Raw genomic sequence first — 26,745 nt, forward strand, 5'->3', positions numbered from 1 at the left:
GGGGGTGATCAGGGAGAATGGAGCCCATGAATGCCCCTTCCTCCTCGTACCGCTCCGGCTTCGCGTGCTTCGTCGGCCGGCCCAACGCGGGCAAGTCGACCCTGACCAACGCTCTGGTGGGGACGAAGGTCGCGATCACCTCCGACCGCCCGCAGACCACCCGGCACACCGTCCGCGGCATCGTGCACCGCCCGGACGCCCAGCTGGTGCTGGTGGACACCCCCGGCCTGCACAAGCCGCGCACCCTGCTCGGCGAGCGCCTCAACGACCTGGTCCGCAGCACCTGGGCCGAGGTCGACGTGATCGGCTTCTGCCTGCCCGCCGACCAGAAGCTCGGCCCCGGCGACAAGTTCATCGCCAAGGAACTCGCCGAGATCAAGAAGACCCCCAAGGTGGCCATCGTCACCAAGACCGACCTGGTCGACTCCAAGCGGCTGGCCGAGCAGCTGATCGCCGTCCACCAGCTCGGCGCCGAGCTGGGCATCGAGTGGGCCGAGATCATCCCGGTCTCCGCCGTCGGCGACAAGCAGGTGGAGCTGGTCGGCGAGCTGATCAGCAAGCTGCTGCCGGAGGGCGTGCCGCTCTACCCGGACGGCGACCTCACCGACGAGCCCGAGCAGATCATGGTGGCCGAGCTGATCCGCGAGGCCGCGCTGGAGGGCGTGCGCGACGAGCTGCCGCACTCGCTGGCCGTCGTGGTCGAGGAGATGCTGCCGCGCGAGGGCCGCCCGGCAGACCGGCCGCTGCTGGACATCCACGCCAACGTCTACATCGAGCGGCAGAGCCAGAAGGCGATCGTGATCGGGGCCAAGGGCGCCCGGCTCAAGCACGTCGGCACCACCGCCCGCAAGCACATCGAGGCGCTGCTCGGCACCCCGGTCTTCCTGGACCTGCACGTCAAGGTCGCCAAGGACTGGCAGCGCGACCCGAAGCAGCTGCGCAAGCTCGGGTTCTGACCGGCGGACCGGTGGGGAGGGGCGCGGCGTGAAGCTGCACACGCGGGAGTGGGGCACCGGCGACCGGGTCGCGCTGCTGGTCCACGGGATCATGTCCGACCACCGCAGCTGGCGGTCGGTCGGCCCGGCGCTCGCCGGGCGCGGCTACCGGGTGATCGCCGTCGACCTGCGCGGCCACGGCGCCAGCCCGCGCGGCGACGGCGGCACCGCGGTGGACCGCTACCGCCCCGAGCGGTTCGCCGACGACCTGGTGGACACCCTGCCGCGGGGCGCCGAGCTGGCCATCGGCCACTCGCTGGGCGCGCTGACCCTGCTGCACGCCGTCGAGCGGCTGCGCCCGGCCCGGGCGGTCTACTCGGACCCGGCCTGGAAGTTCGTCCAGCCGGGGCTCTTCGACCCGGCGGTCTTCGTCCAGTTCAAGCAGGCCACCCGGGCGCAGATCGCCGCGGTCAACCCGCGCTGGGAGGCCGGGGACGTGGAGGTCGAGCTGGCCACCCTGGAGCTCTGGGACCCGGACACCGCGCTGGCGCTCTCCGCGCTGCACGGCCGGGCCGCGCTGCCCGGCGCCCCGGCCGTGCCCTCACTGGTGCAGCTCGCCGACAACAGCCGGCTGATCGGGCCCGAGGACGCCGCGACCCTGCGCGGCCTCGGCTACGAGGTCCGCACGGTGCCCGGGGCCGGCCACACCATCCACCGGGAGGACCTCCCGGGCTTCCTGGCCTCCCTCGACGGCTGGCTGTGACCGCGCCCTACGCGCCTTCGCGCAGGACCAGGGAGACCAGTTCGCGCTGGGACTCGGTGAGCTTGGGGTCCGCGCAGTGCACCGTCCGCCCGTCCACGGTGATCTCGTAGTGGAAGCCGTCCGGCACCCCGTAGGAGGGCGTGCGCAGCCCGCCCGCGACGGCCTCGCGGGCGAGCGCGTGCACATGCGGGGCGTCCACCCGCTCGGTGGTGTCGAGCTCAGCGCGGCGGACGTGTCCCGCGAGGCCGCCGGTCCGGGTCACCTGGATACGCATGGTGTCCATGGTGCTACCCAGCGATGGCGTTTGCCGGGGTTTTCCCGGACCTTGACTTAAGGGCGGCTCAAGTCGGACTGATGCCGACCTTCGCCCAGGAGGCGGTCACCGTGTCGGCGACCTCCGGCTCCGGGTAGCGGGCCTTCGCGGCGGCCACGGTGGCCCGGGCGAAGGCGGTGAAGTCGGCGTCGGCGGGCAGCCGCCGGCCGGTCAGCGCGTCGTACCAGATCCGGCCGGCCCGCTCCCAGGCCGGCCCGCCGAGCGCGGTGGCGAGCAGGTAGAAGGCGTGGTTGGGGATGCCCGAGTTGATGTGCACCCCGCCGTTGTCCTGGGCGGTGCGCACGTAGTCGCGCATGTGGGCGGGCTGCGGGTCCTTGCCCAGCCGGGGGTCGTCGTACGCGGTGCCGGGCGCCTTCATCGAGCGCAGCGCGACCCCCTGCACGCCGGGGGCGAGCAGTCCGGCGCCGACCAGCCAGTCCGCCGCGGCGGCGTCCTGCTGCAGCGCGTACTGCTTGACCAGCGAGCCGAAGACGTCGGAGACCGACTCGTTGAGCGCGCCGGGCTGGTTGCGGTACTCCAGGCCGGCGGTGAACTGGGTGACGCCGTGGGCGAGTTCGTGGCCGATGACGTCGACGCAGGCGGTGAAGTCGCCGAACACCTCGCCGTCGCCGTCGCCGAACACCATGCGTTGGCCGTCCCAGAAGGCGTTGTCGTAGTCCCGGCCGTAGTGGACGGTGGCGTCCAGCCGCAGGCCCTGGTCGTCGATGGAGTGCCGCCCGTAGACGGCGGAGAACAGTGTCCAGGTGGCGCCGAGCCCGTCGTAGGCGCGGTTGACGGACTGGTCGGGCAGCGGGCTCCCGCCCTCCCGGCGGACGGTGCGGCCGGGCAGGCGTTCGCGGTGCCCGGCGTCGGAGATCACCCGCTCCAGGCGGTCGGCGGGGGCCCGGGCGGGCAGGACGGCGGTGAGCCGGGCGGTCCGGTGCGCGGCGTCGAGGGCGAGCGAGCGGGCGGCGGGTTCATGACCGTCCTCGGCGAGGCGGTCCAGGACGTACGGCGGAACGATCGCGCAGAGCGTCGGTTCGGCTGTCATGTGGCCCAGAGTGAGGCATTGATGACGTGTTGTCACCGGCGCGGACCGGATTGCGCGCCGCCCGCCCGGTTCCGTGCGCCGTCTCAAGGAGTGGGAAGACCGGCGGGCCCGCTTCGGGGTCGCGCGGCGCTGGGTTAGGCTGGGCCGCATCATGCGCAACGGGCTGCTTCTTCTTAGCTGCCGCGTCGAGGGCCTGTAGTCCACCAGGGCCGGCTCCCTCGCCGCGGGGACTGTGCTGCGCGCTGAATTCGGGTGACCCCCTGGCGGGTCACGAGCGGCAGCAGGCCGGCCGAGTCGGGTGAGGACACCGCCCCGACCAGCCCGCACCACGCATCACAGGAAGCCGAGACTCACCTCCATGACCGAGCAGAGCTCCGCCGCGCCCGTTCCCGCCGCCCGGGCCTTCGTCGACCGCCCCACCCCGATCACCGCCGACTCGGTGCGCCAGCGGCCGTCCGGCATGCGGCACGGCCGCTACCTGCCCTTCGGCACCGTCGACCTGCCGGACCGCACCTGGCCGTCGAAGGTCATCACCAAGGCGCCGCGCTGGCTCTCCACCGACCTGCGGGACGGCAACCAGGCGCTGATCGACCCGATGTCCCCGGCCCGCAAGCGCAAGATGTTCGACCTACTGGTCGCGATGGGCTACAAGGAGATCGAGGTCGGCTTCCCCTCCTCCGGGGCCACCGACCACGCCTTCGTGCGCTCGCTGATCGAGGAGGGGGCGATCCCCGAGGACGTCACCATCTCGGTGCTGACCCAGGCGCGCGAGGAGCTGATCGAGAAGACGATCGAGTCGCTGGTCGGCGCGCCGCGCGCGACCGTGCACCTGTACAACGCGACCGCGCCGCTGTTCCGCCGGGTGGTGTTCCGCAACGACAAGGCGGCCACGAAGGCGATCGCCACCGAGGGCACCCGGCTGGTGATGGAGTACGCCGAGAAGCTGCTGGGCGACGACACCGTCTTCGGCTACCAGTACTCGCCGGAGATCTTCGTCGACACCGAGCTGGACTTCGCGCTGGAGGTCTGCGAGGCGGTCATGGACGTCTGGCAGCCGGGTGAGGGCCGGGAGATCATCCTGAACCTGCCGGCCACCATCGAGCGGGCCACCCCGAACGTCCAGGCCGACCAGTTCGAGTGGATGTCGCGCAACCTGTCGCGCCGCGAGTTCGTCTGCCTGTCGGTGCACCCGCACAACGACCGGGGCACCGCCGTCGCCTCCGCCGAGCTGGCCTACATGGCCGGCGCGGACCGGATCGAGGGCTGCCTGTTCGGGCAGGGCGAGCGGACCGGCAACGTCGACCTGGTGACCCTGGGCATGAACCTGTTCTCCCAGGGCGTCGACCCGCAGATCGACTTCTCCGACATCGACGAGGTGCGCCGCACCGCCGAGTACTGCAACCAGATGGAGGTGCACCCGCGCCACCCGTACGCCGGCGACCTGGTGTACACCTCCTTCTCCGGCTCGCACCAGGACGCCATCAAGAAGGGCTTCGACGTCCTGGAGGCGGACGCGGCCGCGGCGGGCGTGCCGGTCGAGGAGCACACCTGGGGCGTGCCGTACCTGCCGATCGACCCGAAGGACGTCGGCCGCACCTACGAGGCGGTCATCCGGGTCAACAGCCAGTCCGGCAAGGGCGGCGTGGCGTACGTGCTGAAGAACGACCACAAGCTGGACCTGCCGCGCCGGATGCAGATCGAGTTCTCCCGGATCATCCAGGCCAAGACCGACGCCGAGGGCGGCGAGGTCACCCCGGCCGAGATCTGGCGGGTCTTCGAGGACGAGTACCTGCCGACCACGGCGAACCCGTGGGGCCGGATCTCGCTGACCGGCTCGCGCACCCTGACCACCGAGGACGGCCGGGACGCGCTGACCGCCGAGGCCGTGGTGGACGGCGTGCCGGTGCCCCTGACCGGTACCGGCAACGGCCCGGTCTCGGCGTTCGCCGACGCGCTGGTGCGGATCGGCGTGGACGTACGGGTGCTGGACTACGCCGAGCACGCGCTGAGCGAGGGCGGCGACGCCCAGGCCGCCGCGTACGTCGAGTGCGCGGTGGACGGCCGGGTGCTGTGGGGCGTCGGGATCGACGGCAACACCGTGCTGGCCTCGCTGAAGGCGATGATCAGCGCCGTCAACCGGGCTCGGCGGGGGTAGTTCGTACGAGTGGTCATCGCCGGGCCGTCCCGTTCGGGGCGGCCCGGCGGCGTTCCCGGGCCGGGCCGTGCGGTCCCCGGGCCCGGGGCGTGCGCGCTGTGTCCTGCGCCACATCTTTTCGCGGTTCGGGCCGTTCGAAGTACTGACACGTGTCGGCAACCGTGGCAACATCGTCCCACCGGAAAGCCGGGTCGGTGGGACGGCCCGGTGGCCGGTCGCGTGACCTGCCCATTGTTGTGCAGGCCGCCTGCCATGTCTGGGGAGTGGCGCCGTGACAGGGATGTGGGGTGTTCGCCCGCGGTGGCGGACTGACGTTCTCGGTGACTTCTTCTGTCCAGGCTGCGGCGGGGACCGCAACTACCGCCGGCAGTACGGCCGGCGGTGGCTGCGGCTGCTGGGGACCCCGGTGCTTCCGCTCGGACCGGTGATCGGCAGCGTGCAGTGCACCAGCTGCCACGGCCGGTTCGGGGTGGAGAGCCTGGAGCAGCCCACCTGCGTACGCCTGGGCGGGATGCTGCGCGACGCGCAGTACACCGTCGCGCTGGCCCTGCTGGCCGCCGGCGGCACCGCGCACCGCGCGGCCCGCGAGGCCGCCTGCGCGGCGGTCCGGGACGCCGGGTTCGAGGACTGCGGCGAGGCCCAGGTGCTGGCCGCGCTGGCGGCGCTGTCCGGCCTCGGCGGCGAACTGTACGACGCGCACGGCATGGCCGGCGGGCTGGCCGTGGAACTGCACGCGGTGCTCGAACCGCTCGCCCCGCACCTGGCCCAGCCGGGCCGGGAGCGGCTGCTGCTGCAGGGTGCGGCGATCGCCCTGGCCGACGGCCGGTACCGCCCGCAGGAGCGGGACGCGCTGGACGCCGTCGGGCGCTGCCTGGACCTGCCGCAGTCACGGGTGGGGGAGTTGCTGGAGGCGGCGACCCGGGCGCCGTACTAGGGACCTTCCGGGGTCCACGGCCGTCCTCCGGAGAGGGGCGGCTGGGGGACAATGGTGGGATGTCCACACTGTTCGAGGCCCGCCGCGGCGAGGCGGGCGCATGAGCCTCTTCCGGGACGACGGCGTGGTGCTCCGGGCGCAGAAGCTCGGCGAGGCCGACCGGATCATCACCCTGCTCACCCGCAACCACGGCAAGGTGCGCGCGGTGGCGCGCGGGGTGCGCAAGACCAAGTCGAAGTTCGGCGCGCGCCTGGAGCCGTTCTCGCACGTGGACGTGCAGTTCTTCAGCCGGGGGAGTGAGTTGGTCGGGCGCGGGTTGCCACTGTGCACCCAGGTGGAGACGATCGCCCCGTACGGCGGTCCGATCGTCGCCGACTACGGCCGCTACACCGCCGGCACGGCCATGCTGGAGACGGCGGAACGGTTCGCCGAGAACGAGGGCCAGCCGGCCGTCCAGCAGTACCTGCTGCTGGTCGGCGGCCTGCGCACGCTGGCGGCCGGACTGCACGAGTCGCACCTGGTGCTGGACGCCTTCCTGCTGCGGTCGCTCGCGGTCAACGGGTACGGCGCGAGCTTCGACGACTGCGCCAAGTGCGGCATGGAGGGCCCCAACCGGTTCTTCTCGCTCCAGGCGGGCGGCGTGCTCTGCCCGGACTGCCGGGTGCCCGGATGTGCCGTACCCTCCCCTGAGACACTGGTACTGCTCGGGGCGCTGCTGTCAGGGGACTGGCGGACTGCCGACGCCTGCGAGCCGAGGTACTGGCGGGAGGGCAGCGGCCTGGTCGCGGCCTATCTGCAGTGGCACCTGGAGCGGGGCATCCGCTCGATGAGATACGTGGAGAAGTGAGCACATGGCAGCGCGACGGCTCTTCGGCGGCGGCAAGCAGAGGGAGTACCTCCCCCCGACCCCGCATCCCAGCGGCGCCCGGCCCCCGAAGATCCCCGGCGAGCTGGTCCCCGGCCACGTCGCGATCGTCATGGACGGCAACGGCCGCTGGGCGAAGGAGCGCGGGCTGCCGCGCACCGAGGGCCACAAGGTCGGCGAGGGCGTCGTGCTGGACGTGCTGAAGGGCGCGATCGAGCTGGGCGTGAAGAACGTCTCGCTGTACGCGTTCTCCACCGAGAACTGGAAGCGCTCACCCGACGAGGTGAAGTTCCTGATGAACTTCAACCGCGACGTCATCCACCGCCGCCGCGACGAGATGGACGCGATGGGCGTGCGGGTGCGCTGGGCGGGCCGGATGCCCAAGCTGTGGAAGAGCGTCGTCCAGGAGCTCCAGGTCGCCGAGGAGCAGACCAAGGACAACGACGCGGTCACCCTGTACATGTGCGTCAACTACGGTGGCCGGGCCGAGATCGCGGACGCCGCGGCGGCCATCGCGGCCGATGTGGCGGCGGGCCGGCTGGACCCGAAGAAGGTCAACGAGAAGACCCTCGCCAAGTACCTGTACCACCCGGACATGCCGGACGTGGACCTCTTCCTGCGCCCCAGCGGCGAGCAGCGGACGTCCAACTTCCTGCTCTGGCAGTCGGCGTACGCGGAGTTCGTGTTCCAGGACGTGCTCTGGCCGGACTTCGACCGGCGCGACCTGTGGCGGGCCTGCGAGCAGTACGCGATGCGCGACCGCCGGTTCGGCGGGGCGATCCCCAACGAGATGCCGGCCGATCTGGCCGCCGAGGTGCCGGCGCAGCGCTGAGCGCGCCCGGGAACGGCAGGAGGGCCCGCGGGAGGTTTCTCCCGCGGGCCCTCCTGCCGTTCCCGGCGTGGATCAGGCCTTCTTGGCGCACTCCGCGCAGGTGCCGAAGATCTCCAGGGTGTGCGCGATGTCGCTGAACCCGTGCTCGGCGGCGACCGAGTTGGCCCAGCGCTCGACGGCCGGGCCCTCGACCTCGACGGTGGCACCGCACTGGCGGCAGACCAGGTGGTGGTGGTGTCCGCTGCTGCACCGGCGGTAGACGGCCTCGCCGTCGGCGGTGCGCAGGACGTCGACCTCGCCGGCGTCGGCGAGCGACTGGAGCGTCCGGTAGACGGTGGTGAGGCCGACCGAGTCTCCCCGGTGCTTCAGCATGTCGTGGAGCTCCTGCGCGCTGCGGAAGTCCTCGATCTCGTCCAGGACCGCCGAGACGGCGGCGCGCTGCCGGGTCGATCGGGCTCGCGGCGACGGGCCTGCGGTGGTCACCGTGGGTCCTCCTGGTGGTGTGGGCGACTGGCACCTCATTGTGCCAGCCCCGCACCGGGCGCCGGAGTGCCCGCGTCCGCCCGGCCCCCGGGGGCCGCCGCGGCCTGCTGCGGGGCGTCGGCGCCGGTCTGCCGGGTGTCCGGCAGCAGGACGTCGCACACCTGCGGTCCGGCGTCGGGGGTGGCGCGGTGGCGGCGCCGGGCGAGCGGTGCGGCGAGAGCGCTGAACACCGCGAACACCGCGATGGCGAGCAGCACGATGGCCGGGCCGGAGGGCACGTCGAGCTGGTAGGAGCCGGTGACGCCGGCCAGGGCGACGATCACGCCGACCGCGATCGCGCCGGCCTGGGTCGCGGCGAAGGAGCGGGTGAGCTGCTGGGCGGCGGCCACCGGGACCACCATCAGCGCGCTGACCAGCAGCAGGCCGACCACCCGCATGGCGACGGTGACGGTGACCGCGGCCATCACCGCGAGCAGCAGGTTGAGCACCCGCACCGGGACGCCGGTGACCTTGGCGAAGTCCTCGTCCTGGCAGATCGCGAAGAGCTGGCGGCGCAGGCCCAGGGTGACGGCGATGACGACGGCGCCGAGCGCGGCGATCGCGGCCAGGTCGGCGGGGGAGACGGTCAGGATGGAGCCCCAGAGGTAGCTCTCCAGTGAACCGGCGCCCGCCTGGGCGGACTTGGAGACCAGCAGCTTGCCGCAGGCCATGCCGCCGTAGAAGAGCATCGCGAGGGCGATGTCGCCGCGCTGGTTGCCGCGCGAGCGGACCAGTTCCATGGTGACGGCGCCGAGCACGCAGACCAGGACGGCCATCCAGACCGGGTTGGTCTGGAAGATGAAGCCGAGGCCGACGCCGGTCATCGCCACGTGGCCCATGCCGTCGCCCATCAGGGCCTGGCGGCGCTGCACCAGGTAGATGCCGACGGCGGGGGCGGTGACGCCGACCAGGACGGCGGCGATCAGCGCCCGCTGCATGAAGTCGTAGCCAAGCATCTCGGTCATGACAGCAGTCCCCGGATCCGTTCGTGGTCGTGGCCGTGGTCGGCGTGCGGGTGGACGTGGTCGTGGCCGGGCAGGGCGTGCAGGCCGGTGTTGGGCACGGGCGGGCCGTCGTGCGCGACGCAGCCGTCGCGGAGCACCACGGCGCGGTCGATCAGCGGTTCCAGGGGCCCGAGTTCGTGCAGCACCAGCAGCACGGCGGCGCCGCGGGCGACCTCGGCGCGCAGGGTGTCGGCGAGCACCTGCTGGCTGGCGGCGTCCACGCCGGCCATCGGCTCGTCCATGATCAGCAGATCGGGGGAGCCGGCCAGCGCGCGGGCGATCAGCACCCGCTGCTGCTGGCCGCCGGAGAGGTCGCCGACGCCGTCGCGGGCCCGGTCGAGCATGCCGACGGCGGCCAGCGCGCGGTCGACGGCGGTGCGGTCGGCGCGGCGGAAGGGCAGCAGCCGGTGCAGCGGCAGCCGGCCGGTGGAGACGACCTCGCGCACGGTGGCGGGGACGCCGGAGGCGGCGGTGGTGCGCTGCGGGACGTAGCCGATCCGGTGCCAGGCGCGGAACCGGGCGAGCGGGGTGCCGAACAGTTCCAGGCCGCCGCGCTCCAGCGGGACGGCGCCGGTGACGGCCTTGACGGTGGTGGACTTGCCGGAGCCGTTGGCGCCGAGCAGGGCGACCACTTCGCCGGGGCGGACGGTGAGGTCGACGCCGCGCAGCACCGGCCGTCCGCCGCGCGAGGCGACGGCGTCGTGCAGGCGGACGGCCGGGGGTGTCGGGGGGGTCATACCGGTGATCCCGTCAGCTGGTGGGGGTGGTGGCGGCCGGGCCGGTGCCCGTGCTCGCGCCTGCGTTCGCGGATGCGTTCGTGTTCGCGCCGAGGGCGGTCTGCAGCGCGGTCAGGTTCTGCCGCATGACCGTGAGGTAGTCGTCCTCGGCCTGGTCCTTGACGCCCTCCAGCGGGTCGAGGACGGCGGTCCTGAGGCCGAGGTCCTTGGCCACGGTCTCGGCGAGCCGGGGGCTGGCCAGGGTCTCGAAGAAGATCGTGGTGACGCCGTTCTCCTTGGCGGCCTTCTGGACGTCGGCCATCCGGGCCGGGGTGGGCTCGGACTCGGGGTCGACGCCGTTGATGGAGACCTGGGTGAGGCCGTAGGCCTCGGCGAGGTAGCCGAAGGCGGCGTGGCTGGTGACGAAGGTGCGGTTCGGCGCGTCCTTCAGCCCGTCCTTGAACTCCTGGTCCAGGGCGGTGAGCCGGCCGACCAGGTCGTCGGTGTTCCGCCGGTAGTCCTCGGCGTGCTCCGGGTCGGCCGCGGCGAACTCGGCGCCGACGCTCCTGGCCACGGCGGCGTAGCGGGTCGGGTCGAGCCAGATGTGCGGGTCGCCGGCCGCCTCGTCGTGGTGGTGGCCGTCGTCGTGGCCCTCGTGGTCGTGGCCGTCGCCCTCGGCGTGGCCCTCCGGGAGGTTGTGGTCCTCCAGCGGGACGGCGGCGGTGGCGTCGACCTTGTGCTTGGCCTCGGAGCCGGCGACGGCCTTGTCGACGGTGGGCTGCAGGCCCTTGAGGTAGACGATCGCGTCGGCCTTCTGGACCCGGCCGACCTGCTTGGCGGTGAGTTCGAGGTCGTGCGGCTCGACGCCGGCGGCGGTCAGACCGGTGACCTTCACGTGCTCGCCGCCGATCTTCGTGGCGAGGAACTCCATCGGATAGAAGGACGCGACGACGTTCAGCCGGCCGTCCGGACCCTGGTCGCCGCCGTCGCCGCAGGCCGTCAGGGTGAGGGCGGCGGCGAGGGCGGTGGCGGTCAGGGCCAGGGTGCTGCGGGCACCTCGTCGGATCATCATGACAACCATTCTCAGATTAGATGGAAATGATTGTCAAATCACTCGGATGGGTGAACGGGCGGTGACGGTGAGTGGGCCGGTGCCGGCGATACCGATTTGAACCCCGTACCCATATGGCCGGTAACCTGAGGTATTCGGGTACGCGCAACCAGCCGTGCCCTGACCGGGCCGTACGTACTGAAGAGAGCACTGTGGCAGCCGACAAGATCGAGACGATCGTCAGCCTGAGCAAGCGCCGTGGCTTCGTCTACCCCTGCAGCGAGATCTACGGCGGCACGCGTGCCGCCTGGGACTACGGACCGCTGGGCGTCGAGCTCAAGGAGAACATCAAGCGCCAGTGGTGGCGCGCGATGGTCCAGGCCCGCGAGGACGTCGTCGGACTCGACTCGTCGGTGATCCTGGCCCGCGAGGTCTGGGAGGCGTCCGGCCACGTCCAGACCTTCAACGACCCGCTGACCGAGTGCCTCTCCTGCCACAAGCGCCACCGGGCCGACCACCTGGAGGAGAAGTACGAGGCCAAGCACGGCTTCCCGCCGCCGAACGGCCTCCAGGACATCAACTGCCCGGACTGCGGCACCAAGGGCCAGTTCACCGAGCCCAAGGACTTCTCGGGCATGCTGAAGACCCACCTCGGCGTCACCGAGGAGGCGAGCGGCCTGGCGTACCTGCGCCCGGAGACCGCCCAGGGCATCTTCACCAACTTCAAGGCCGTCCAGACGACTTCGCGCAAGAAGCCGCCGTTCGGCATCGCCCAGGTCGGCAAGAGCTTCCGCAACGAGATCACCCCCGGCAACTTCATCTTCCGGACCCGCGAGTTCGAGCAGATGGAGATGGAGTTCTTCGTCAAGCCGGGCGACGACGAGCAGTGGCACGAGTACTGGCTGCAGCAGCGCTGGGACTGGTACGTCGGCCTCGGCCTGCGCACCGAGAACATGCGCCTGTTCGAGCACCCGAAGGAGAAGCTCTCCCACTACGCCAAGCGCACGGTGGACATCGAGTACCGCTTCAACTTCGGCGGCACCGAGTTCTCCGAGCTGGAGGGCATCGCCAACCGCACCGACTACGACCTGGCGGTGCACAGCGAGGCCTCCGGCCAGGACCTCAAGTACTTCGACCAGGAGTCCGGCGAGCGGTACTTCCCGTACGTCATCGAGCCGGCGGCCGGCCTCAACCGCGCCCTGCTGGCCTTCCTGCTCGACGCCTACTTCGAGGACGAGGCGCCGAACGCCAAGGGCGTCATGGAGAAGCGCGTCGGCATGCGCCTCGACCCGCGCCTGGCGCCGGTCAAGGTCGCGGTGCTGCCGCTGTCGCGCAACGCCGACCTCTCGCCGAAGGCCCGCGGCCTGGCCGCCGACCTGCGCACCGCGTGGAACGTCGAGTTCGACGACGCCGGCGCCATCGGCAAGCGCTACCGCCGCCAGGACGAGATCGGCACGCCGTTCTGCGTGACGGTCGACTTCGACACCCTGGAGGACAACGCGGTGACCGTGCGCGAGCGCGACACCATGACGCAGGAGCGGGTCTCGCTGGACCAGGTGAAGTCCTACCTGGCCGCGCGCCTCATCGGCTGCTGACGTCCTTCCGCAGCGCGGGGAGCCCCCGTCCGCCCTTCCGGGGCGGGCGGGGGCTCCGTGCTGTCACGGGCCTGTCTGCGCCGGACCCTGGCGGCGGCCCCAGCGGGAGCGCTGGCGGGCGGCCGGGGCCGTCGGCAGGCCGGCCGTGCGGAGGGCGGCGAGGGTGGTGCGGTGGCGTACCGGGTCGTCCAGCAGCGGCGTGAGCAGCGCCTCGTAGAGGTCCGGGCGCCCGGCCAACGCGGTGGCCAGCCGGACCAGTTCGGCCGGCGGGCGGAGCGCCGGCAGCTCGCCCAGAAGCAGGGCGGGCAGTGGCGGGGCCATGGTGACGGCGAGCGCGGCGAGGTCCCCGGCGGGCCGGCCGGCCGCCTGGCGCAGCAGGGTCCGGGCGTCGACGGCGCGGTCCGCCCGGTAGAGCCCGGTGGCCAGGGCGGCCAGTTCGGCGGTCGGCGCGGAGCCCCACTCCCAGAGCAGGGTGGTGCCGTCGGCGTGCTGCCCGGCCCGTTCCAGGGCCTCCAGCAGGGCGGGCAGGACGCCGGCCGGGCAGGAGCGCAGCGCGTGGAACAGGCTGCCCGCCTCCTCGGCGAGTCCGTCCTGGCGCAGCTCGGCGAGGGTGGTGGCGGCGTGCTGGGGACCGGCCTGGACGGCGCTGCGGACCAGGCGGACGGAGGCGCCGGCCGGGCCGCGCCGGGCGAGCAGGGCGGCCAGTCGGGCGGTGTCGTGCGGGGTGAGGTGCTCGGCGCCCTGGTCCAGGATGGCGGCGGCCTCGTCGGGGGAGGCCTGGCGGTACAGGGCGGTGATCCGCTCGGCGAGGGCGGCCAGCTCGCCGGGGGAGCGGCGCCGGGGCGGGGCGGGGGGCGCCTGCTTCCCGGCGGCCGGGTCGGTGGGCGGATCCGTGGGCGGGTCGGCGGGTGGGGTACTGGGTGGGGTGCCGGCCGGTGCGGGCGGCGGCGGGGTGGGCGTGCCGGTGGGCTGGCGCGGGATCCAGCGGCGCGGCGCCGGCTGCCGCAGCCGCTCCTCCAGCGCCTTCAGCTGGTCGCTCAGCTCCAGGCAGCGGGTGCCCAGCCCCTCGCGCAGCGTCCGCGCCTGGGTGAGCTGGCGCAGCAGCTCGCCGTCCGACCGCTGCCGTTCGGGCAGGGATCCCAGCGCCTCGGCGAGCCGCCGCTCACGCTGCCCCGCGTACTGCCGGGCGCGGAGTAACTCGTCGAGCTGGGCCCTGAGTTCGAGAGCCGTCTGCTCGCTCTCGCTGCCGCCCGCATCCGGGGTGAGGGGCTGTTCCACGTGCCGTGTACGCATGATCACCGCAACCTGTCCAACTTGGCCCTGACGGCCAGACATTCTCTCGTCGGAATGCGGCGGTGGCGTTACGGCAGTGCGTCCACCGTCTTGCGAGTGGTCTCCAGGAGCGAATGGGGCGCAGGAGCGGTGCTCATCCGGCGCCCGCGGCCAGCCGGGCGCGGGTCTCCATGAGGGCGAAGCCGAGCAGGTTCTCACCGCGCCACTCGGCGGGGCGCCGGGCGCGCTCGTTGTCGGCGCCGAGGCCGATGCCCCAGATCCGGTCGAGCGGGCTGGCCTCCACCAGGACCCGCTGACGGGTCGACAGCAGGTACCCGCGCAGTTCCTCGTGGTCGCCGAACTTGGCCACGTTGCCCCGGACGACCAGCTCGAACCGCCCGGCCGTCCACGTCGCGTCGTCGAAGTTCCGGACCTGGCGGCCGAGCTTCTTCGCCTCGGCGGGGCTCGCCGCGGCGAGGATGCGGGCGAGCGTCTTCTCTTCCGCGAACATCCGGGCCTTGCCGGCCATCATCCAGTGCTCGGCGGTGGCGTACTCGACGCCGTCGACGGTGAACGGGTGCCCGGGCCACCACTGGCTGAGCACCCCGGGCCCGAGCGATCCGTCCCGCTGCTCCTGGTGTCCCCAGAACATCAGCCACTTGGGCTCCGCCCCGGCCGCCACGGCGGCGGTCAGCGCGGCGCGGTCGCGGGTGTCGACGGGGTCGATCGTGCGTTCGTCGCTCATATCGTCATACTGACGCAAAGGGGTTCGTGGCAGCCAGCGGGTTTTCGGGCCTCGGGCGAGGTGGTTGCAAATGGAACTGTTGATCGATGAACTAAAGAATGTGACATATCATTGGGCCCGGTCGAATCCGGACGTATCGTCACGATTCCTCCGGGGAGGACGCCCTCATCCTCCCTCACCCTCGAACATCTCTGGAGTCCCCCATGAGAGACCGCACGCCACCCGCCGCCTGCGGGCAACACCTGGCGCCCGAACGCCGGTCCCGTCGCCTGCCCGGCCGGGCGGTCCTCGGGGCTCTGGCCGCCTCGGCGCTCGTGCTCGCGCTCGCGCCGACGGTGCCGGCCTCGTCGGCCGCCGCGGCCCCGGGCAAGGCCGCGCGGGGGACCGGTGCCCAGCGTCCGATCGGACCGGCCCCCGTGGTGGACCTGCTGGCGCACGGCAACCTCACCATGGCGTCCAACTCGGTGCTGACCTGCGACGACAGCGACGGCTCGGTCTGCAACGACACCGAGGGCACCAACAACAACCGCACCAAGTACGTGAAGGTCGACCCGAACGCGCCCGGCAACAACGCGTCCTCGGCGCAACTGGTGATCCCGGCCGGGGCCAAGGTGCTCTCGGCCCGTCTGTACTGGCAGTTCAACCCGACCAACACCAGCACCGCCGGCGGCACCTCCGGGGACATCAACACCGGCAACCAGGTGTCCTGGAAGGTCCCGGGCGGCAGCTCCTACGAGAAGCTCACCGCCGACACCTACGACTGGTTCGACCAGCAGGTCGGCGGCACCCCGCCGGAGCCGCTGCTCGCCGGGGCGGGCGTGAAGGACGTCACCGCCCAGGTGAAGGCCGCCGGCCCCGGCAGCTACACCGTCGCGGACATCCAGGCCTGCGCCGGACGCTCCTCCGCCCAGAACTTCGGCGGCAACAACGTCGGCTGCTGGGGCGGCTGGTCCCTGGTGGTCGCCTACGAGAACCAGGCGGAGCCGCTGCGCTACCTCCAGGTCTGGGACGGCTTCCAACTGCTGCGCAGCCCCGACAACCTGGCCACGCTCACCCTCTCCGGCATCCACACCCCGGCCACGGCCCCGCCTGCCACCATGGGTGTCACCGTCGGCGACGGCGACGTGCCGATCGCGGGCGACCAGCTGCTGGTCGGCTCCTCGACCGACAACCTGACGCTGCTGCCGATGCCCGTCCCCACCGGCACCGACACCGAGAACGCCTTCACCGGCCGGATCGACCACGTCGCGGCGGACGGGACCGGCACCAACCTCACCACCCGTGACCCCGCGCCGACCAACAACTACGGCTACGACGCCCGGATGATCGACGTCACCGGCAAGATACCGGGCGGCAGCACCCAGGCTGTGCTCCGCATCAACGGCGCCGGCGACGCGCTGCACCCGCAGGCCGCCTGGCTCGCCGTCGACGCCCTGGAACCGGACCTCCAGATCACCAAGGCCAACCAGCCGGCCGGCTCCACCACGAACACCCCGCCCGGCACCGTCGACCCCGGCGCCGAGATCACCTACACCTTCACCGTCGCCAACCGGCACAAGGACGGCACCAGCGCCGACCTCGACACCGCCACCGGCGTCACCCTGACCGACGTGCTGCCCGCCGGCACCGGCTACGTCGACGGCTCCGGCCCCGGCTGCACCGCCGTCGGACGGAACGTCACCTGCACCACCGCCGACCTCAAGCCGGGCGCCGAGACCACCGTCTCCTTCCGCGCGAAGGTCGACGCCGGCCTCGCGCCGGGCACCAGGCTCGACAACACCTCGTCGCTCTCCTACCGGGGGGCCCAGACCGGCCGCGACCAGCAGCGCACCAGCAACACCGTGCGCAACACCGTCGCCGAGCACGCCGGCTACCGGCTCGCCAAGACCGCCGACAAGGCCCAGGCCCTGCCCGGCGACACCGTGACCTACCAGGTGGACATCACCAACACCGGCAACGCGCCGCTCACCGGGCTGACCGTCACCGACGACCTCTCGGCCGTCCTCGACGACGCCGTGTACAACGGTGACGCCGCCGCGACGGCCGGCAAGGCCTCCTACGCCCAGCCGGTGCTGAGCTGGACCGGCGACCTGCCGGTCGGCGGCAGCGCCCGGGTGACGTACACGGTGAAGGTGAAGGACCCGGCCGCCGGGGACCACACGCTGCGCAACACCGTCGTGGCCGACCGGCCCGGCGGCAACTGCCCGGCCGGTGCGACGGCGGGCGAGTGCACGGCCACGGTGACGGTGACCACGTCCACGCCGTCCCCCACGGCCTCGCCGACGTCGTCCCCGACCGCGTCCCCGACCTCCTCCCCCTCCGGCTCGCCCTCCGTTGAGCCGACGGGCTCGCCGACGACCTCGGCCTCGCCGGGCGCGACCGGCAGCAGCAGCGCCCACCCGGCGCCCACCGGTACGCCGCAGCAGCCGGGCGGCGGCAACCTCGCCGCGACGGGCGGCCAGGTCGCGCTGATCGGCGGCATCGGCGCCGCCGTGATCCTGGCCGGCGCGGCCCTCGTGCTCGTCTCCCGTCGTCGGCGCCACCGGCACTGACGCGTCCTGAGCCCGAAGTGAAGGCGGCCCCACTGCTGTTCGCGGTGGGGCCGCTTTCCGCTTTCCGCTTTCCTTGCCGCTTGCCGCTTGCCGCTTGCCGCTTGCCGTTTCCGTTGAGGCGCGAGCCGGGGTGAATCCTTCCCGGGGGTCGCCGTCTCTTATAGGTGGCTTCGGCGAGGGCCGGGGCGGACGAGGAGACGGTGATGATGGTGTGGGTGGCTGTGCTGGTCGGCGCGGCGCTGATCGTGACGTGCAGTGTGACCGTGCTGCGGAAGTGGGGGCGGCGGCGTGGCTGAGGTGCGTGGGTGGCCGGGGAGTTCGGTGGTGGCCGCGGCGCAGGACGGGGACGTGGAGGCGATCGCGGCGCTGGTGTCGGGGGCGCACCCGCACGTCCAGCGGTTCGCGCGGTCGCTCTGCGCCACGCCGGAGGACGCCGAGGACGCGGCTCAGGAGGCGCTGATCATCCTGTACCGCAAGATCGGGATGCTGCGGGCGACCGGGGCGCTGGGCTCCTGGATGTTCCGGATCGTGCGCAACGAGTGCCTGCGGCGGGCCCGCACGGTGCTGCGGGAGCGTCCGGGGTCCTATGACGGGCCGTCCCGGTCGGTGGAGGACGAGGTGCTGGGGCGGCTGGAGGCCGGGCGGGTGGCGGAGGCGATCGCCGCGCTGCCGGAGGACCAGCGCCGGGTGCTGATCATGCGGGATGTGCAGGGGCTCGGCGGGCGGATGGTCGCCGACCTGCTGGGGCTCAGCACGGCCGCCATGAAGTCGCGGCTGCACCGGGCCCGGGCCTCGGTCCGGGCGGCCACGGTCGGAGGGGAGCGGTGACGGCGGAGGGATCGGGGTTCGCGAGCCGGACGCTGGCCGGGCATCTGGCCCGGGGCGGAGTGGGGTTCGGGGCGCTGGTGGGGGCGTTCGCGCTGCTGCCGTTCGTCGGGCCGGTGGCACTGCTGTTGCTGCTGGTCGGAGTGCTGGCCTTCCGCGGGTGTCCGACGTGCTGGGTGATCGGGCTGATGGAGACGGTGTCGCGGGGGCGGCTGGAGCGCGAGTGCGTCGACGGACGGTGCGAGTTGAGGAAGGCCGGAGGGGCGTAGCCGCCCGCGTCGCGGCCACCCATCGCAGGGGAGTGGGTGGCCGCGACGGAGCCCGGGACCCGGGCCCGGCCGTCAGCCGATGGAACGGGGGAGGCGGGTCGTCAGGTAGAAGATGGTGAACGAGCCCAGGAGTTGGATGCCCAGGCAGAGGGCGAGCGTGTCGGCCATGCCCAGGGTGGGCGAGAGGGACAGGTAGAGGGAGCCCAGGGTGGCGACGCCCAGGGCGAGGCTGGCCTGCTGGCCGGTGGCGAGCACGCCGCTGCCGACGCCCGCGCGGGCGGCGGGGACCTTGGAGAGCACCACCCGGAACAGCGGGGTGCCGATCAGGCCCTGGCCGATGCCGGCCAGGGCGACGCCGGGGGCCATCCGCAGCGCGGAGAAGCCGTCCGGGTCGGCGAGCACGGTGGCGGCCAGGGTCGCCAGGCCGGCGGCCTGGATCGCGGCGCCGGCGGTGAGCACCCGGCTGCCGAAGCGGCCGATGAGGCGCGGGCCGGAGAGCGAGGCGGTGAAGTAGCCGACGGCCATCGGGACCAGTGCCCAGCCGGCCGCGACCGGGCCGAGGCGCAGGCCCTGCTGGAGGGCGACCGCGATGACGAACATAAAGCCGCCGAAGCCGCCGAAGTAGGGCAGGGCGATGCCGAGGCCGCGCCGCATCTCGGGGATGCGCAGCAGGGTGGGCGGCACCAGCGGGGTCCCGCCGCGGCGCTCGGTGCGGCGCTCGACCAGGGCGAAGGCGGTGGCGAGCAGGGGGAACAGCGCCAGCAGCACCCAGGACCAGAGCGGCCAGCCGGCGGCGCGGCCCTCCATCAGCGGGACGAGGAGGGCGAGCAGGGCGGCGGTGAGCAGGACGGTGCCGGCGACGTCGACCTCGGCGGCCTGCTCGGCGCGGCTCTCCGGGACGAAGCGCAGCGCGAGCACGAGGGCCAGCAGGGCGAACGGGACGTTCAGCAGGAAGACCGAGCGCCAGCCGCTGCCGAACAGGTCGGCGGCGACCAGCATGCCGCCGAGCACCTGTCCGATGACCACCGAGATGCCACCGACCGCGCCGTAGACGGAGAGTGCGCGACCGCGCCGGGCGCCGTGGGTGGCGGCGGTGATGGTACCGAGGACCTGCGGGATCAGCAGCGCGGCCGACGCGCCCTGGGCGGCCCGGGCGGCGACCAGGGACCAGGCGTCGGGGGCGAGCCCGCAGGCGAGCGAGGTCACGGCGAAGGCGGCGGCCCCGGCGACGAAGAGGCGGCGCCGACCGAAGATGTCGCCGAGCCGCCCGCCGAGGACCAGCAGGACGGCGAAGGCGATGCCGTAGCCGGCGGCGACCAGTTCCAGCACGGCGGGGCCGGCGGCGAGGTCCTGGTCGATGGTCGGCAGCGCGACGTTGACGATGAAGAAGTCGAGCATCGGGAGGAACGCCCCGAGCAGGACGGTGACCAGTCCGGCGGTGCCGAGGGAAGGACCGAGGGAAGGACCGGAGGGAGGGGAGGAGAGGGAGGCCGGCGAAGCGGGGGCGAGGGGCTCGGCGGCGGTCAGTTGCTGGGTCACGGTCCTACGATCCGCCGCGCCGCACCCTGGTACCAGAGTGTGCTTATCCGGGTATAAGAAGTACCTGGAAACAGGATGGTGAGTGGCGCATCCTGGTGGAATGAGTCTGACCGCCGTTACGGCAAGCACCGGGAAAGCGCCCGCCGATCCGCGGCGGCAGCAGCTGGCGGCGTTCCTCCGCAGCCGCCGGGAGCGGATCACCCCCGAGCAGGTGGGGCTGCCGATGACCGGCCGGCGGCGCACGCCCGGGCTGCGCCGCGAGGAGGTGGCGCAGCTCGCCGCCGTCGGGGTCACCTGGTACACGTGGCTGGAGCAGGGGCGCGAGATCCAGGTGTCCGTCCAGGTACTGGACGCGGTGGCGCGCGCCCTGCTGCTCGATCCGAGCGAGCGGGCCCACCTGTTCACGCTGGCCGGGGCGGAGGACCCGACGCCGGTACGGGAGTGCCCGACCGTCACGCCGGGCGTCCGGCTGGCGCTGGACCGGATGGCGCCCTTCCCGGCCGCGGTGATCAACTCCCGCTACGACGTGCTGGCGTACAACGCGCAGTACACCGGGATCGTCGGCGATCTGGAGGCACTGCCGCCCGAGGACCGCAATCTGATGTGGCTGGCGTTCACCCCCTCGCGCTTCCGCGATGTGCTGGTGGACCACGAGGACGAGCGCGAGGTCATAGTGGCCCGGTTCCGCTCCGGGATGGGCGAGCACGGGGGCGAGCCCGCCTGGCGGGCGCTGCTCTCCCGGCTGCGCAAGGCCTCCCCGGTGTTCGACGCGGCCTGGCAGCGGCACGACGTCCTGCGGCCGGGCAACGGGTTGAAGCGCTTCCTCCTGCCGGAGGTCGGCTTGCTGCGCTTCGAGTACACGAGCTTCTGGCTGGGCCCCTCCCAGGGCCCGCGGATGGTCGTCTACACCCCGAAGGACGAGGAGAGCGCCGCGCTGCTGACGCGGCTGCCCGCCCGGCTGCCGTCGGCGGCCGGTGTCCCGGCGCCGGTCGGTACCACGGGACCGGCCGTGGCGGTGCCGGCCCGCTGACGGCAGCCCGGCGCGGGCCGACCCGAGCACCAGGCAGAGCGCGGCGAGCGGGAGTTCCAGGCAGCCCGCCATCACCAGCGCGGTGAGCGTCTCGGCGCCCGGGCCGGCGGTGGCGATGTCGATCAGGGCGTCGGCCGCGAGCAGCAGGGCGACCACGGTGGCGGGCGCGACGGCGGCCGGGCGGCGGTGGCGCAGCACGGCGTCCAGCCGGAGCAGGGCGGCGAACTCGCACAGGTCGAGCGCCGCCCACGCCGTCTCGCCGGTGGCCGCGAGCACCGCCACCCAGGGCAGCAGGGCGAAGGCGGCGCACCCGGGCACCCGCGAGGCGAGCGGGAGGAGCGGGACGAGCGGCGGGCGGCCGTCGCGGACCCGGCGAGCACGGTGGACCCGACGAGCGTGCCGAACGGGCAGCACGGCGGCGCTCATCGGACACCCCCGGACCCCTCGGCACCGGCGGGGGCACCGGCGGCGGCGCGGACCCGGGTCAGCGGGGACCGCTCGGGCCCGGCCCCGCCGGCCGCCTCGACGAGTACGCCGTCGAAGACGCCCTCGGCCCAGGCGAGCCAGAACTCCCCGGCGACGGTGACCACTTCGCCCGCCGCGACCACCGGCGCGGGCCGCCCCGGCAGCCGGAGCGCCCGCCCGCCGGTGAACCCGACGGCCGGGACGGCGCCGCCCTGCGGCAGCCGCCCCCAGGCGAGCCCCTGCCGGGGACGGCGGCGCCCGCCCGCGCCCGTACCGGACCAGGCCCGGGCACCGCGCAGCAGGCCGCGGCCGAGCCGGGCGGCGACCAGCACGTCCACCAACTCGCCGTGCTCGTACACCTCCAGGGCCGCCCGCCGCCCGCGACCGGTCGGCACGCCGCGCACCGACCACGGCCCGCCCGGACCGCAGGGCGCGCCGGGCCCGACCGGCAGCCGGCCCTCGTCCACGGCGCGCGCGGCGGCAACGGCGGCGGCAGCGTCGGCCGGAGCGGCGGCAGCGTCCCGGGCGGTGCGGCGGGCCGGACGCCCGTGCGGCGGGACGGCGGAGTGCGATGCGGTACTCGTCATGCCGTCAAGGCTCGCCGTCACGGGCCGCGTTGTCGGTAGTGCACCGATCCGAATCGGGGGTGTACCTAGCTTCACCATTTCTCGGCAGCCCCCTTCATGGTGACGCTTGATCACCTCGTTCTAGGCTGTCCGCCGTGCTCTCCACGACGCCGCCCAGCGCGCCCGCCAGGAGCGCCGTCCGGCTCACCTGGGCGGCGGCGGCCTGGCGGGACACCCGTTTCCTCGCCGCAGGTATCCCGCTCGCCCTGCCCGTCTGGCTGATCGCCCTCGTCCCGAAGATGACGCTGCTCCTCCTGGGCGCGATCCTGCTGTCCATCCGTCCGCTCACCGCCGCCCAGCGCGGCCGGCTGCGCGCGCTGCGCGGGGTGGAGGTCCCGCCGCTGCTGCGCTCCGCCCGCACGCCCGCCGGCCTGCTCACCTCGCTGCGCACCACGGTCAGCTGGCGCCAGGTCGGGTACCACCTGGTGGCCGGCCCGCTGGTTGCGGCCGGCGCGCTGGCCCTCGTGTACGGCTGGGGCGCGGGCCTGGTGGCCTCGACGGTCTTCGGCTGGACCTGGCTGATGCCGCCCACCTCGCCGGTCCGCGACCAGTGGCTCAGGACGGACATCCCGCTCACCGCCGGCGGCCTGCTGCTGCTCGCGGTGCTGCCCACGGCGGTCCGCCTGCTGGCCCGGCTGGACCAGGCGGTCGCGGTGCGGATGCTCGGTCCGGGCCGCACCGCCGAACTGGAGCACCGGATCGAGGAGGTGGTCGAGAGCCGGGCCGGCCTGGTGGACGCGGTCGACGCCGAGCGCCGCCGGATCGAGCGCGACCTGCACGACGGCGCCCAGCAGCGGCTCACCTCGCTCGCCATGAACCTCGGCCTGGCCCGCCGCACCCTCAAGGATGTCCCGCCCGAGGCGATGCAGGTGATCGTCGAGGCGCACGAGGAGGCCCAGGCGGCCATCGACGAGCTGCGCGACCTGGTCCGCGGCCTGCACCCGGCCGTGCTGGAGGACCGCGGCCTCGACGCGGCGCTCTCCGGCATCGCGGCCCGCGCCCCGCTGCCGGTCCGGCTTGACGTCGAACTGGCCGAGCGGATAGCGCCGACCGTCGAGGCGGTCGCCTACTTCACCGTCTCCGAGGCGCTGACCAACGTCGCCAAGCACGCCCGGGCCTCCCGGGCGGACGTCTCGGTGCGCACGGTCGGCGGCCGGCTGCGCCTGGTCGTCAGCGACGACGGCGTGGGCGGGGCGGACGCCTCGCGCGGTTCCGGCCTGACCGGTCTGCGCCGGCGCGCCGCCTCGGTCGACGGGTCCCTGTCCGTGCTCAGCCCCGTCGGGGGCCCGACCACCATCACCGTGGAGTTGCCGTGCGTGCTGTGATCGCCGAGGACTCGGTCCTGCTCAGGGTCGGCCTGGTCAAGGTCCTGGAGGCGGTGGGTTACGAGGTGGCCGCCGCCGTCGGGGACGCCGAGGAACTGCTCGCCGCGGTGGAGGAGCACCGCCCGCAGGTGGTGGTGGCGGACGTCCGGATGCCGCCGGGCTTCACCGACGAGGGGGTGCGGGCGGCGCTGGTGATCCGCCGGCAGTGGCCGGAGGTGGCGGTGCTGCTGCTCTCCCAGTACGTGGAGGAGCGCTACGCCGCGGACCTGCTGACCAGCAACACCAGCGGGGTCGGCTACCTGCTCAAGCAGCGGGTGGCCAATGTCGACGACTTCGTGGACGCCCTGCAGCGGGTCGCCGAGGGCGGCACCGCGCTGGACCCGGAGGTGGTCGCCCAGCTGCTGGTGCGCCGCCACCGCGATCCGCTGGAGCGGCTGACCCCGCGCGAGCGGGACGTGCTCGCCCTGATGGCCGAGGGCCGGTCCAACGCCGCGATCGCCGCCGCGCTGGTGGTGAGCGACAGCGCGGTGGCCAAGCACATCAACTCGATCTTCGCCAAGCTCGACCTGCCGCCCGCCGACGAGAGCCACCGGCGGGTGCTGGCGGTGCTGCGCTTCCTGGGAGTGGGGTGACGATGACGACGGGGAAGGGGACGACCGCGAGCGGGACGGCGCCCGGCGCGGGCGAACGGACACCGGGGGAGCGGACACCGGCGGACGCCCGCCGCGGCCACCGGGCCTGGCGGGTGCTCGGCACGCTGGTGCTCGCCGTGACGCTGGTCGTCGGCGCCGTGCAGACCTGGGCGATCGCGGTGCACCAGCGCACGCGCTCGGAGTCGTCCTACCCGGTCGCGGTGACCAGGCTCAGGCTGGACACCGGCAGCGCCGCCGTGCGGATCAGGCCGGGGCGGGAGGGCGAGGTGGTGGTCCGCCAGCGCCTGGACTGGATGGTCCGGATGCCGGTCGTCTCGGCGCTCTTCGACCAGGACCGGCTCGACGTCCGGATGCGCTGCAACCAGGTGCTGCCGGCCACCGAACTCGGCTGCGGCGCGGAGATCGAGCTGGACGTGCCGTCCGGGGTCGCGGTGACCGGCAGGCTCTCCAGCGGGAGCGTCGACGTCTCCGGGGTGGCCGGGGAGATCGATCTGGTCTCCACCTCGGGGGAGGTCGTCCTGTCCGACGTGTCCGGCCCGGTGACCGTGCGCACCACCTCGGGCTCCGTCCGGGGCAGCCGCCTCGGCGCCCCGACCGTGACCGCCGCCGCGACCTCGGGCTCGGTGGAGCTGGGCTTCGCCGCGGTCCCGCGGGCCGTGGACATCGGGGTGACCTCGGGCTCGGTGGTGCTGGGCCTGCCCAGGGGGTCCCGCTACGACTTCGAGGGCGGGGCGTCCCCGCTGGCCCGCGGCAGCATCGACCCGGCGCTGGCCGACCGCTCCAGTCCGAACAAGATCAGGGCCTCGGTCAGCTCCGGCTCGGTGACGGTCTTCGCCAAGGACGTCCCCGCCGCCGGGTGACCCCCGGAGTGCCCCGGGCGGCTCGGCCGGGTGGGGGACAATGAAGAGTCCCCCACCCGCCGTCCCCGAGGTCAGCCGCGCATGACAGTCCCGCCCGCACCCACCGAGCCGAGCACCGCGACCGCCCTCGCGACCGCGACCGGCCCCGCCGACGGCGACGCCACCGCGACGGCGACGGCGACCGCCACCGCGACGGCGACCGCCACCGCGACGGCGACCGCCCCGGCCGCCGCTGCCGAGTTCGCGCCGCTGTCGATCGGCCCGATGCAGGTCTGGCCGCCCGTCGTGCTGGCGCCGATGGCCGGCATCACCAACGCGCCGTTCCGCACCCTGTGCCGCGAGCAGAGCGGCGGCAAGGGCCTCTACGTCTCCGAGATGATCACCACCCGGGCCCTGGTCGAGCGCAACGCCAAGACGATGCAGCTGATCAAGTTCGACCCGAGCGAGAAGCCGCGCTCGATCCAGCTCTACGGCGTGGACCCGGTGACCGTCGGCAAGGCCGCCCGGATGATCGCCGACGAGGGCCTCGCCGACCACATCGACCTCAACTTCGGCTGCCCCGTCCCCAAGGTGACCCGCAAGGGCGGCGGCTCGGCGCTGCCGTACAAGCGCAACCTGCTGCGCGAGATCCTGCGCGAGGCGGTGGCCAACGCCGGCGACCTGCCGGTCACCATGAAGATGCGCAAGGGCATCGACGACGACCACCTCACCTACCTGGACGCCGGCCGGATCGGCGCCGAGGAGGGCGTCTCCGCGATCGCCCTGCACGGCCGCACCGCCGCCCAGCACTACGGCGGCACCGCCGACTGGTCGGCGATCGCCCGGCTGCGCGAGTCCGTCCCGGCGGGGATCCCGGTGCTCGGCAACGGGGACATCTGGTCGGCGGAGGACGCGGTGCGGATGATGCGCGAGACCGGCTGCGACGGCGTGGTGGTCGGCCGCGGCTGCCTGGGCCGCCCGTGGCTGTTCAAGGACCTGGTGGCGGTCTTCGAGGGCGAGGTGGACCACGCCCGCCCGACCTTCGCCGACGTGGCGCGGGCGATGGTCCGGCACGCGCAGCTGCTCGGCGAGTGGCTCGGCGACGAGGCCCGCGGCGTGATCGACTTCCGCAAGCACGTCGCCTGGTACACCAAGGGCTTCTCGGTGGGCTCGGAGCTGCGGGTGAAGCTGGCCAACTCCTCCTCGCTGGCCGAACTGGCCGAAACCCTCGCCCTGGTGGAGCAGTCCCAGGCCTGGCCGGCCGGCGCCGACGGTCCGCGCGGACGGACCAGCGGCAACAACCGGGTCGTTCTGCCGGAAGGCTGGTTGGACGATCCGTACGACTGCGCCCGGCCGGGTGAGGACGCCGAATCGGACACCTCTGGCGGTTGATATATCCGTAGCGGCAAAAAAGGCCCTTCGGGGCCGACTGCCACCACGGCCCAGCCCTCTTTGCCAATCTGGCCAAGAGGGCTCCTTTTCGGCAGCCGACCATCACGGAACGGACTCGTTTCTGGACGCAGTGCGACGATGGACGCAGCGGTCCTACGTCCGGGCGGTGAGATGCGCTCGTGACGCTGGCCACATACCCTGGCGGTCGGAGGTGACCGACAGGACGAAATGAACAAGTCGGGGGCGGATCGCTTCCCGAAGGGGACCGGCGGCGGATCGGCCGCTGAGGGTGCAGGAAATCAAGCCGGTCCGTCAGGCCGGGGCGCAGGTGACTACCGAGCGTTCCGGTTGTGTGATCTTCAGGTTTCCCCGCCTTCAAGACTTGAACACTCGCTAGCGTCAGCCGGACGATTTCACCACCAGAGGTGAACGCCATTCAGTGCATTCGATCTAGCGGGTTACTTGCCGATCCTGACG

At 73.3% G+C, this 26,745-nt stretch carries 26 protein-coding genes; 16 read left to right on the forward strand and 10 right to left on the reverse strand.

Going from position 1 to position 26,745, the window contains the following annotated elements; translation table 11 throughout:
- Window positions 1-26 precede the first annotated feature (26 nt).
- Complete coding sequence (era, locus tag ACFZBX_RS24120; RefSeq protein WP_376091012.1) at window positions 27-956, forward strand: GTPase Era; 930 nt, start codon at window positions 27-29, stop codon at window positions 954-956.
- 28 nt (window positions 957-984) lie between these two features.
- Complete coding sequence (locus ACFZBX_RS24125) at window positions 985-1,698, forward strand: alpha/beta fold hydrolase (RefSeq protein ID WP_391535866.1); 714 nt, start codon at window positions 985-987, stop codon at window positions 1,696-1,698.
- 7 nt (window positions 1,699-1,705) lie between these two features.
- Here the strand turns inward: ACFZBX_RS24125 and ACFZBX_RS24130 are convergent, their stop codons facing one another.
- Window positions 1,706-1,972, reverse strand: a complete 267-nt coding sequence (locus ACFZBX_RS24130; protein WP_344337572.1) for a protealysin inhibitor emfourin — start codon at window positions 1,970-1,972, stop codon at window positions 1,706-1,708.
- A gap of 67 nt (window positions 1,973-2,039) precedes the next feature.
- Window positions 2,040-3,062 carry a M4 family metallopeptidase gene (locus ACFZBX_RS24135; protein ID WP_391535867.1) on the reverse strand — a complete coding sequence of 341 codons (1,023 nt, stop codon included), beginning with the start codon at window positions 3,060-3,062 and terminating at the stop codon, window positions 2,040-2,042.
- A gap of 358 nt (window positions 3,063-3,420) precedes the next feature.
- On the opposite strand from ACFZBX_RS24135, the gene leuA reads away from it, so the two are divergent.
- From leuA to ACFZBX_RS24155, 4 genes are all read left to right on the forward strand, one after another.
- Window positions 3,421-5,217 (forward strand): 2-isopropylmalate synthase, encoded by a 1,797-nt coding sequence (gene leuA / locus ACFZBX_RS24140; protein WP_391535868.1) that lies wholly within the window; start codon window positions 3,421-3,423, stop codon window positions 5,215-5,217.
- A 280-nt stretch (window positions 5,218-5,497) separates the two neighbouring features.
- The gene (locus tag ACFZBX_RS24145; protein WP_391535974.1) at window positions 5,498-6,151 is read left to right on the forward strand and encodes a TerB family tellurite resistance protein; all 654 of its coding nucleotides are present in this window, start codon (window positions 5,498-5,500) and stop codon (window positions 6,149-6,151) included.
- A gap of 100 nt (window positions 6,152-6,251) precedes the next feature.
- Complete coding sequence (gene recO, locus ACFZBX_RS24150; protein WP_380755869.1) at window positions 6,252-6,998, forward strand: DNA repair protein RecO; 747 nt, start codon at window positions 6,252-6,254, stop codon at window positions 6,996-6,998.
- A 4-nt stretch (window positions 6,999-7,002) separates the two neighbouring features.
- Window positions 7,003-7,848 carry an isoprenyl transferase gene (locus ACFZBX_RS24155; protein WP_391535869.1) on the forward strand — a complete coding sequence of 282 codons (846 nt, stop codon included), beginning with the start codon at window positions 7,003-7,005 and terminating at the stop codon, window positions 7,846-7,848.
- A 72-nt stretch (window positions 7,849-7,920) separates the two neighbouring features.
- Here the strand turns inward: ACFZBX_RS24155 and ACFZBX_RS24160 are convergent, their stop codons facing one another.
- Genes ACFZBX_RS24160 through ACFZBX_RS24175 form a run of 4 tightly spaced genes read right to left on the reverse strand, consistent with a single transcriptional unit; the run spans window position 7,921 to window position 11,162 of the window.
- Window positions 7,921-8,331, reverse strand: a complete 411-nt coding sequence (locus tag ACFZBX_RS24160; protein WP_350546264.1) for a Fur family transcriptional regulator — start codon at window positions 8,329-8,331, stop codon at window positions 7,921-7,923.
- A gap of 35 nt (window positions 8,332-8,366) precedes the next feature.
- Window positions 8,367-9,335: a metal ABC transporter permease gene (locus ACFZBX_RS24165; protein WP_391535870.1), complete on the reverse strand. Its 969-nt coding sequence runs from the start codon at window positions 9,333-9,335 to the stop codon at window positions 8,367-8,369.
- A complete protein-coding gene (locus ACFZBX_RS24170; protein WP_391535871.1) occupies window positions 9,332-10,111 on the reverse strand; it encodes a metal ABC transporter ATP-binding protein in 780 nt (259 codons plus the stop codon). Before ACFZBX_RS24170 ends, ACFZBX_RS24165 begins: the two co-directional genes overlap by 4 nt.
- A 13-nt stretch (window positions 10,112-10,124) precedes the next feature.
- Window positions 10,125-11,162, reverse strand: a complete 1,038-nt coding sequence (locus tag ACFZBX_RS24175) for a metal ABC transporter substrate-binding protein (RefSeq protein ID WP_391535872.1) — start codon at window positions 11,160-11,162, stop codon at window positions 10,125-10,127.
- 191 nt (window positions 11,163-11,353) lie between these two features.
- Between ACFZBX_RS24175 and ACFZBX_RS24180 the strand changes: the two genes are divergently transcribed.
- A complete protein-coding gene (locus ACFZBX_RS24180) occupies window positions 11,354-12,736 on the forward strand; it encodes a glycine--tRNA ligase (protein WP_391535873.1) in 1,383 nt (460 codons plus the stop codon).
- Window positions 12,737-12,799: 63 nt separating this feature from the next.
- Here the strand turns inward: ACFZBX_RS24180 and ACFZBX_RS24185 are convergent, their stop codons facing one another.
- Together ACFZBX_RS24185 and ACFZBX_RS24190 are read right to left on the reverse strand one after the other, a co-directional pair.
- Complete coding sequence (locus tag ACFZBX_RS24185) at window positions 12,800-14,029, reverse strand: hypothetical protein (RefSeq protein ID WP_391535874.1); 1,230 nt, start codon at window positions 14,027-14,029, stop codon at window positions 12,800-12,802.
- 133 nt (window positions 14,030-14,162) lie between these two features.
- On the reverse strand, window positions 14,163-14,753 hold the full coding sequence (locus ACFZBX_RS24190; protein WP_391535875.1) for an NADAR family protein: 591 nt from the start codon (window positions 14,751-14,753) through the stop codon (window positions 14,163-14,165).
- A 203-nt stretch (window positions 14,754-14,956) separates the two neighbouring features.
- On the opposite strand from ACFZBX_RS24190, the gene ACFZBX_RS24195 reads away from it, so the two are divergent.
- The 4 genes from ACFZBX_RS24195 (at window position 14,957) to ACFZBX_RS24210 (ending at window position 18,399) form a co-directional block, all read left to right on the forward strand.
- The gene (locus ACFZBX_RS24195; protein ID WP_391535876.1) at window positions 14,957-17,305 is read left to right on the forward strand and encodes a hypothetical protein; all 2,349 of its coding nucleotides are present in this window, start codon (window positions 14,957-14,959) and stop codon (window positions 17,303-17,305) included.
- A gap of 164 nt (window positions 17,306-17,469) precedes the next feature.
- The gene (locus ACFZBX_RS24200) at window positions 17,470-17,601 is read left to right on the forward strand and encodes a hypothetical protein (protein WP_391535877.1); all 132 of its coding nucleotides are present in this window, start codon (window positions 17,470-17,472) and stop codon (window positions 17,599-17,601) included.
- Window positions 17,602-17,626: 25 nt separating this feature from the next.
- Window positions 17,627-18,133, forward strand: coding sequence for an RNA polymerase sigma factor (locus ACFZBX_RS24205; protein WP_391535975.1), 507 nt, complete (start codon window positions 17,627-17,629; stop codon window positions 18,131-18,133).
- Window positions 18,130-18,399 carry a hypothetical protein gene (locus tag ACFZBX_RS24210; RefSeq protein WP_391535878.1) on the forward strand — a complete coding sequence of 90 codons (270 nt, stop codon included), beginning with the start codon at window positions 18,130-18,132 and terminating at the stop codon, window positions 18,397-18,399. Before ACFZBX_RS24205 ends, ACFZBX_RS24210 begins: the two co-directional genes overlap by 4 nt.
- Before the next feature lie 72 nt (window positions 18,400-18,471).
- Here the strand turns inward: ACFZBX_RS24210 and ACFZBX_RS24215 are convergent, their stop codons facing one another.
- The gene (locus ACFZBX_RS24215) at window positions 18,472-19,938 is read right to left on the reverse strand and encodes an MFS transporter (RefSeq protein WP_391535879.1); all 1,467 of its coding nucleotides are present in this window, start codon (window positions 19,936-19,938) and stop codon (window positions 18,472-18,474) included.
- A gap of 100 nt (window positions 19,939-20,038) precedes the next feature.
- Between ACFZBX_RS24215 and ACFZBX_RS24220 the strand changes: the two genes are divergently transcribed.
- Window positions 20,039-20,968, forward strand: a complete 930-nt coding sequence (locus ACFZBX_RS24220) for a helix-turn-helix transcriptional regulator (protein WP_391535880.1) — start codon at window positions 20,039-20,041, stop codon at window positions 20,966-20,968.
- 422 nt (window positions 20,969-21,390) lie between these two features.
- On the opposite strand, the gene ACFZBX_RS24225 is transcribed toward ACFZBX_RS24220, so the two are convergent.
- Window positions 21,391-22,020 (reverse strand): hypothetical protein, encoded by a 630-nt coding sequence (locus ACFZBX_RS24225; protein ID WP_391535881.1) that lies wholly within the window; start codon window positions 22,018-22,020, stop codon window positions 21,391-21,393.
- A gap of 134 nt (window positions 22,021-22,154) precedes the next feature.
- Here ACFZBX_RS24225 and ACFZBX_RS24230 point away from each other — a divergent pair, with 134 nt between their 5' ends.
- The 4 genes from ACFZBX_RS24230 to dusB all read left to right on the forward strand — a co-directional run bounded on the left by ACFZBX_RS24230 (window position 22,155) and on the right by dusB (window position 26,268).
- Window positions 22,155-23,384: a histidine kinase gene (locus ACFZBX_RS24230; RefSeq protein ID WP_391535882.1), complete on the forward strand. Its 1,230-nt coding sequence runs from the start codon at window positions 22,155-22,157 to the stop codon at window positions 23,382-23,384.
- A complete protein-coding gene (locus ACFZBX_RS24235) occupies window positions 23,372-24,016 on the forward strand; it encodes a response regulator (protein WP_391535883.1) in 645 nt (214 codons plus the stop codon). The genes ACFZBX_RS24230 and ACFZBX_RS24235 overlap by 13 nt, the downstream gene beginning before the upstream one ends.
- A 2-nt stretch (window positions 24,017-24,018) precedes the next feature.
- Window positions 24,019-24,897 (forward strand): DUF4097 family beta strand repeat-containing protein, encoded by an 879-nt coding sequence (locus ACFZBX_RS24240; protein ID WP_391535884.1) that lies wholly within the window; start codon window positions 24,019-24,021, stop codon window positions 24,895-24,897.
- A gap of 264 nt (window positions 24,898-25,161) precedes the next feature.
- A complete protein-coding gene (gene dusB, locus ACFZBX_RS24245) occupies window positions 25,162-26,268 on the forward strand; it encodes a tRNA dihydrouridine synthase DusB (RefSeq protein ID WP_391535976.1) in 1,107 nt (368 codons plus the stop codon).
- The last annotated feature ends 477 nt before the right edge of the window (window positions 26,269-26,745 follow it).

Origin of the sequence: Kitasatospora sp. NPDC008115 (assembly GCF_042957205.1) — a bacterium.
Taxonomy (GTDB): Bacteria; Actinomycetota; Actinomycetes; order Streptomycetales; family Streptomycetaceae; genus Kitasatospora.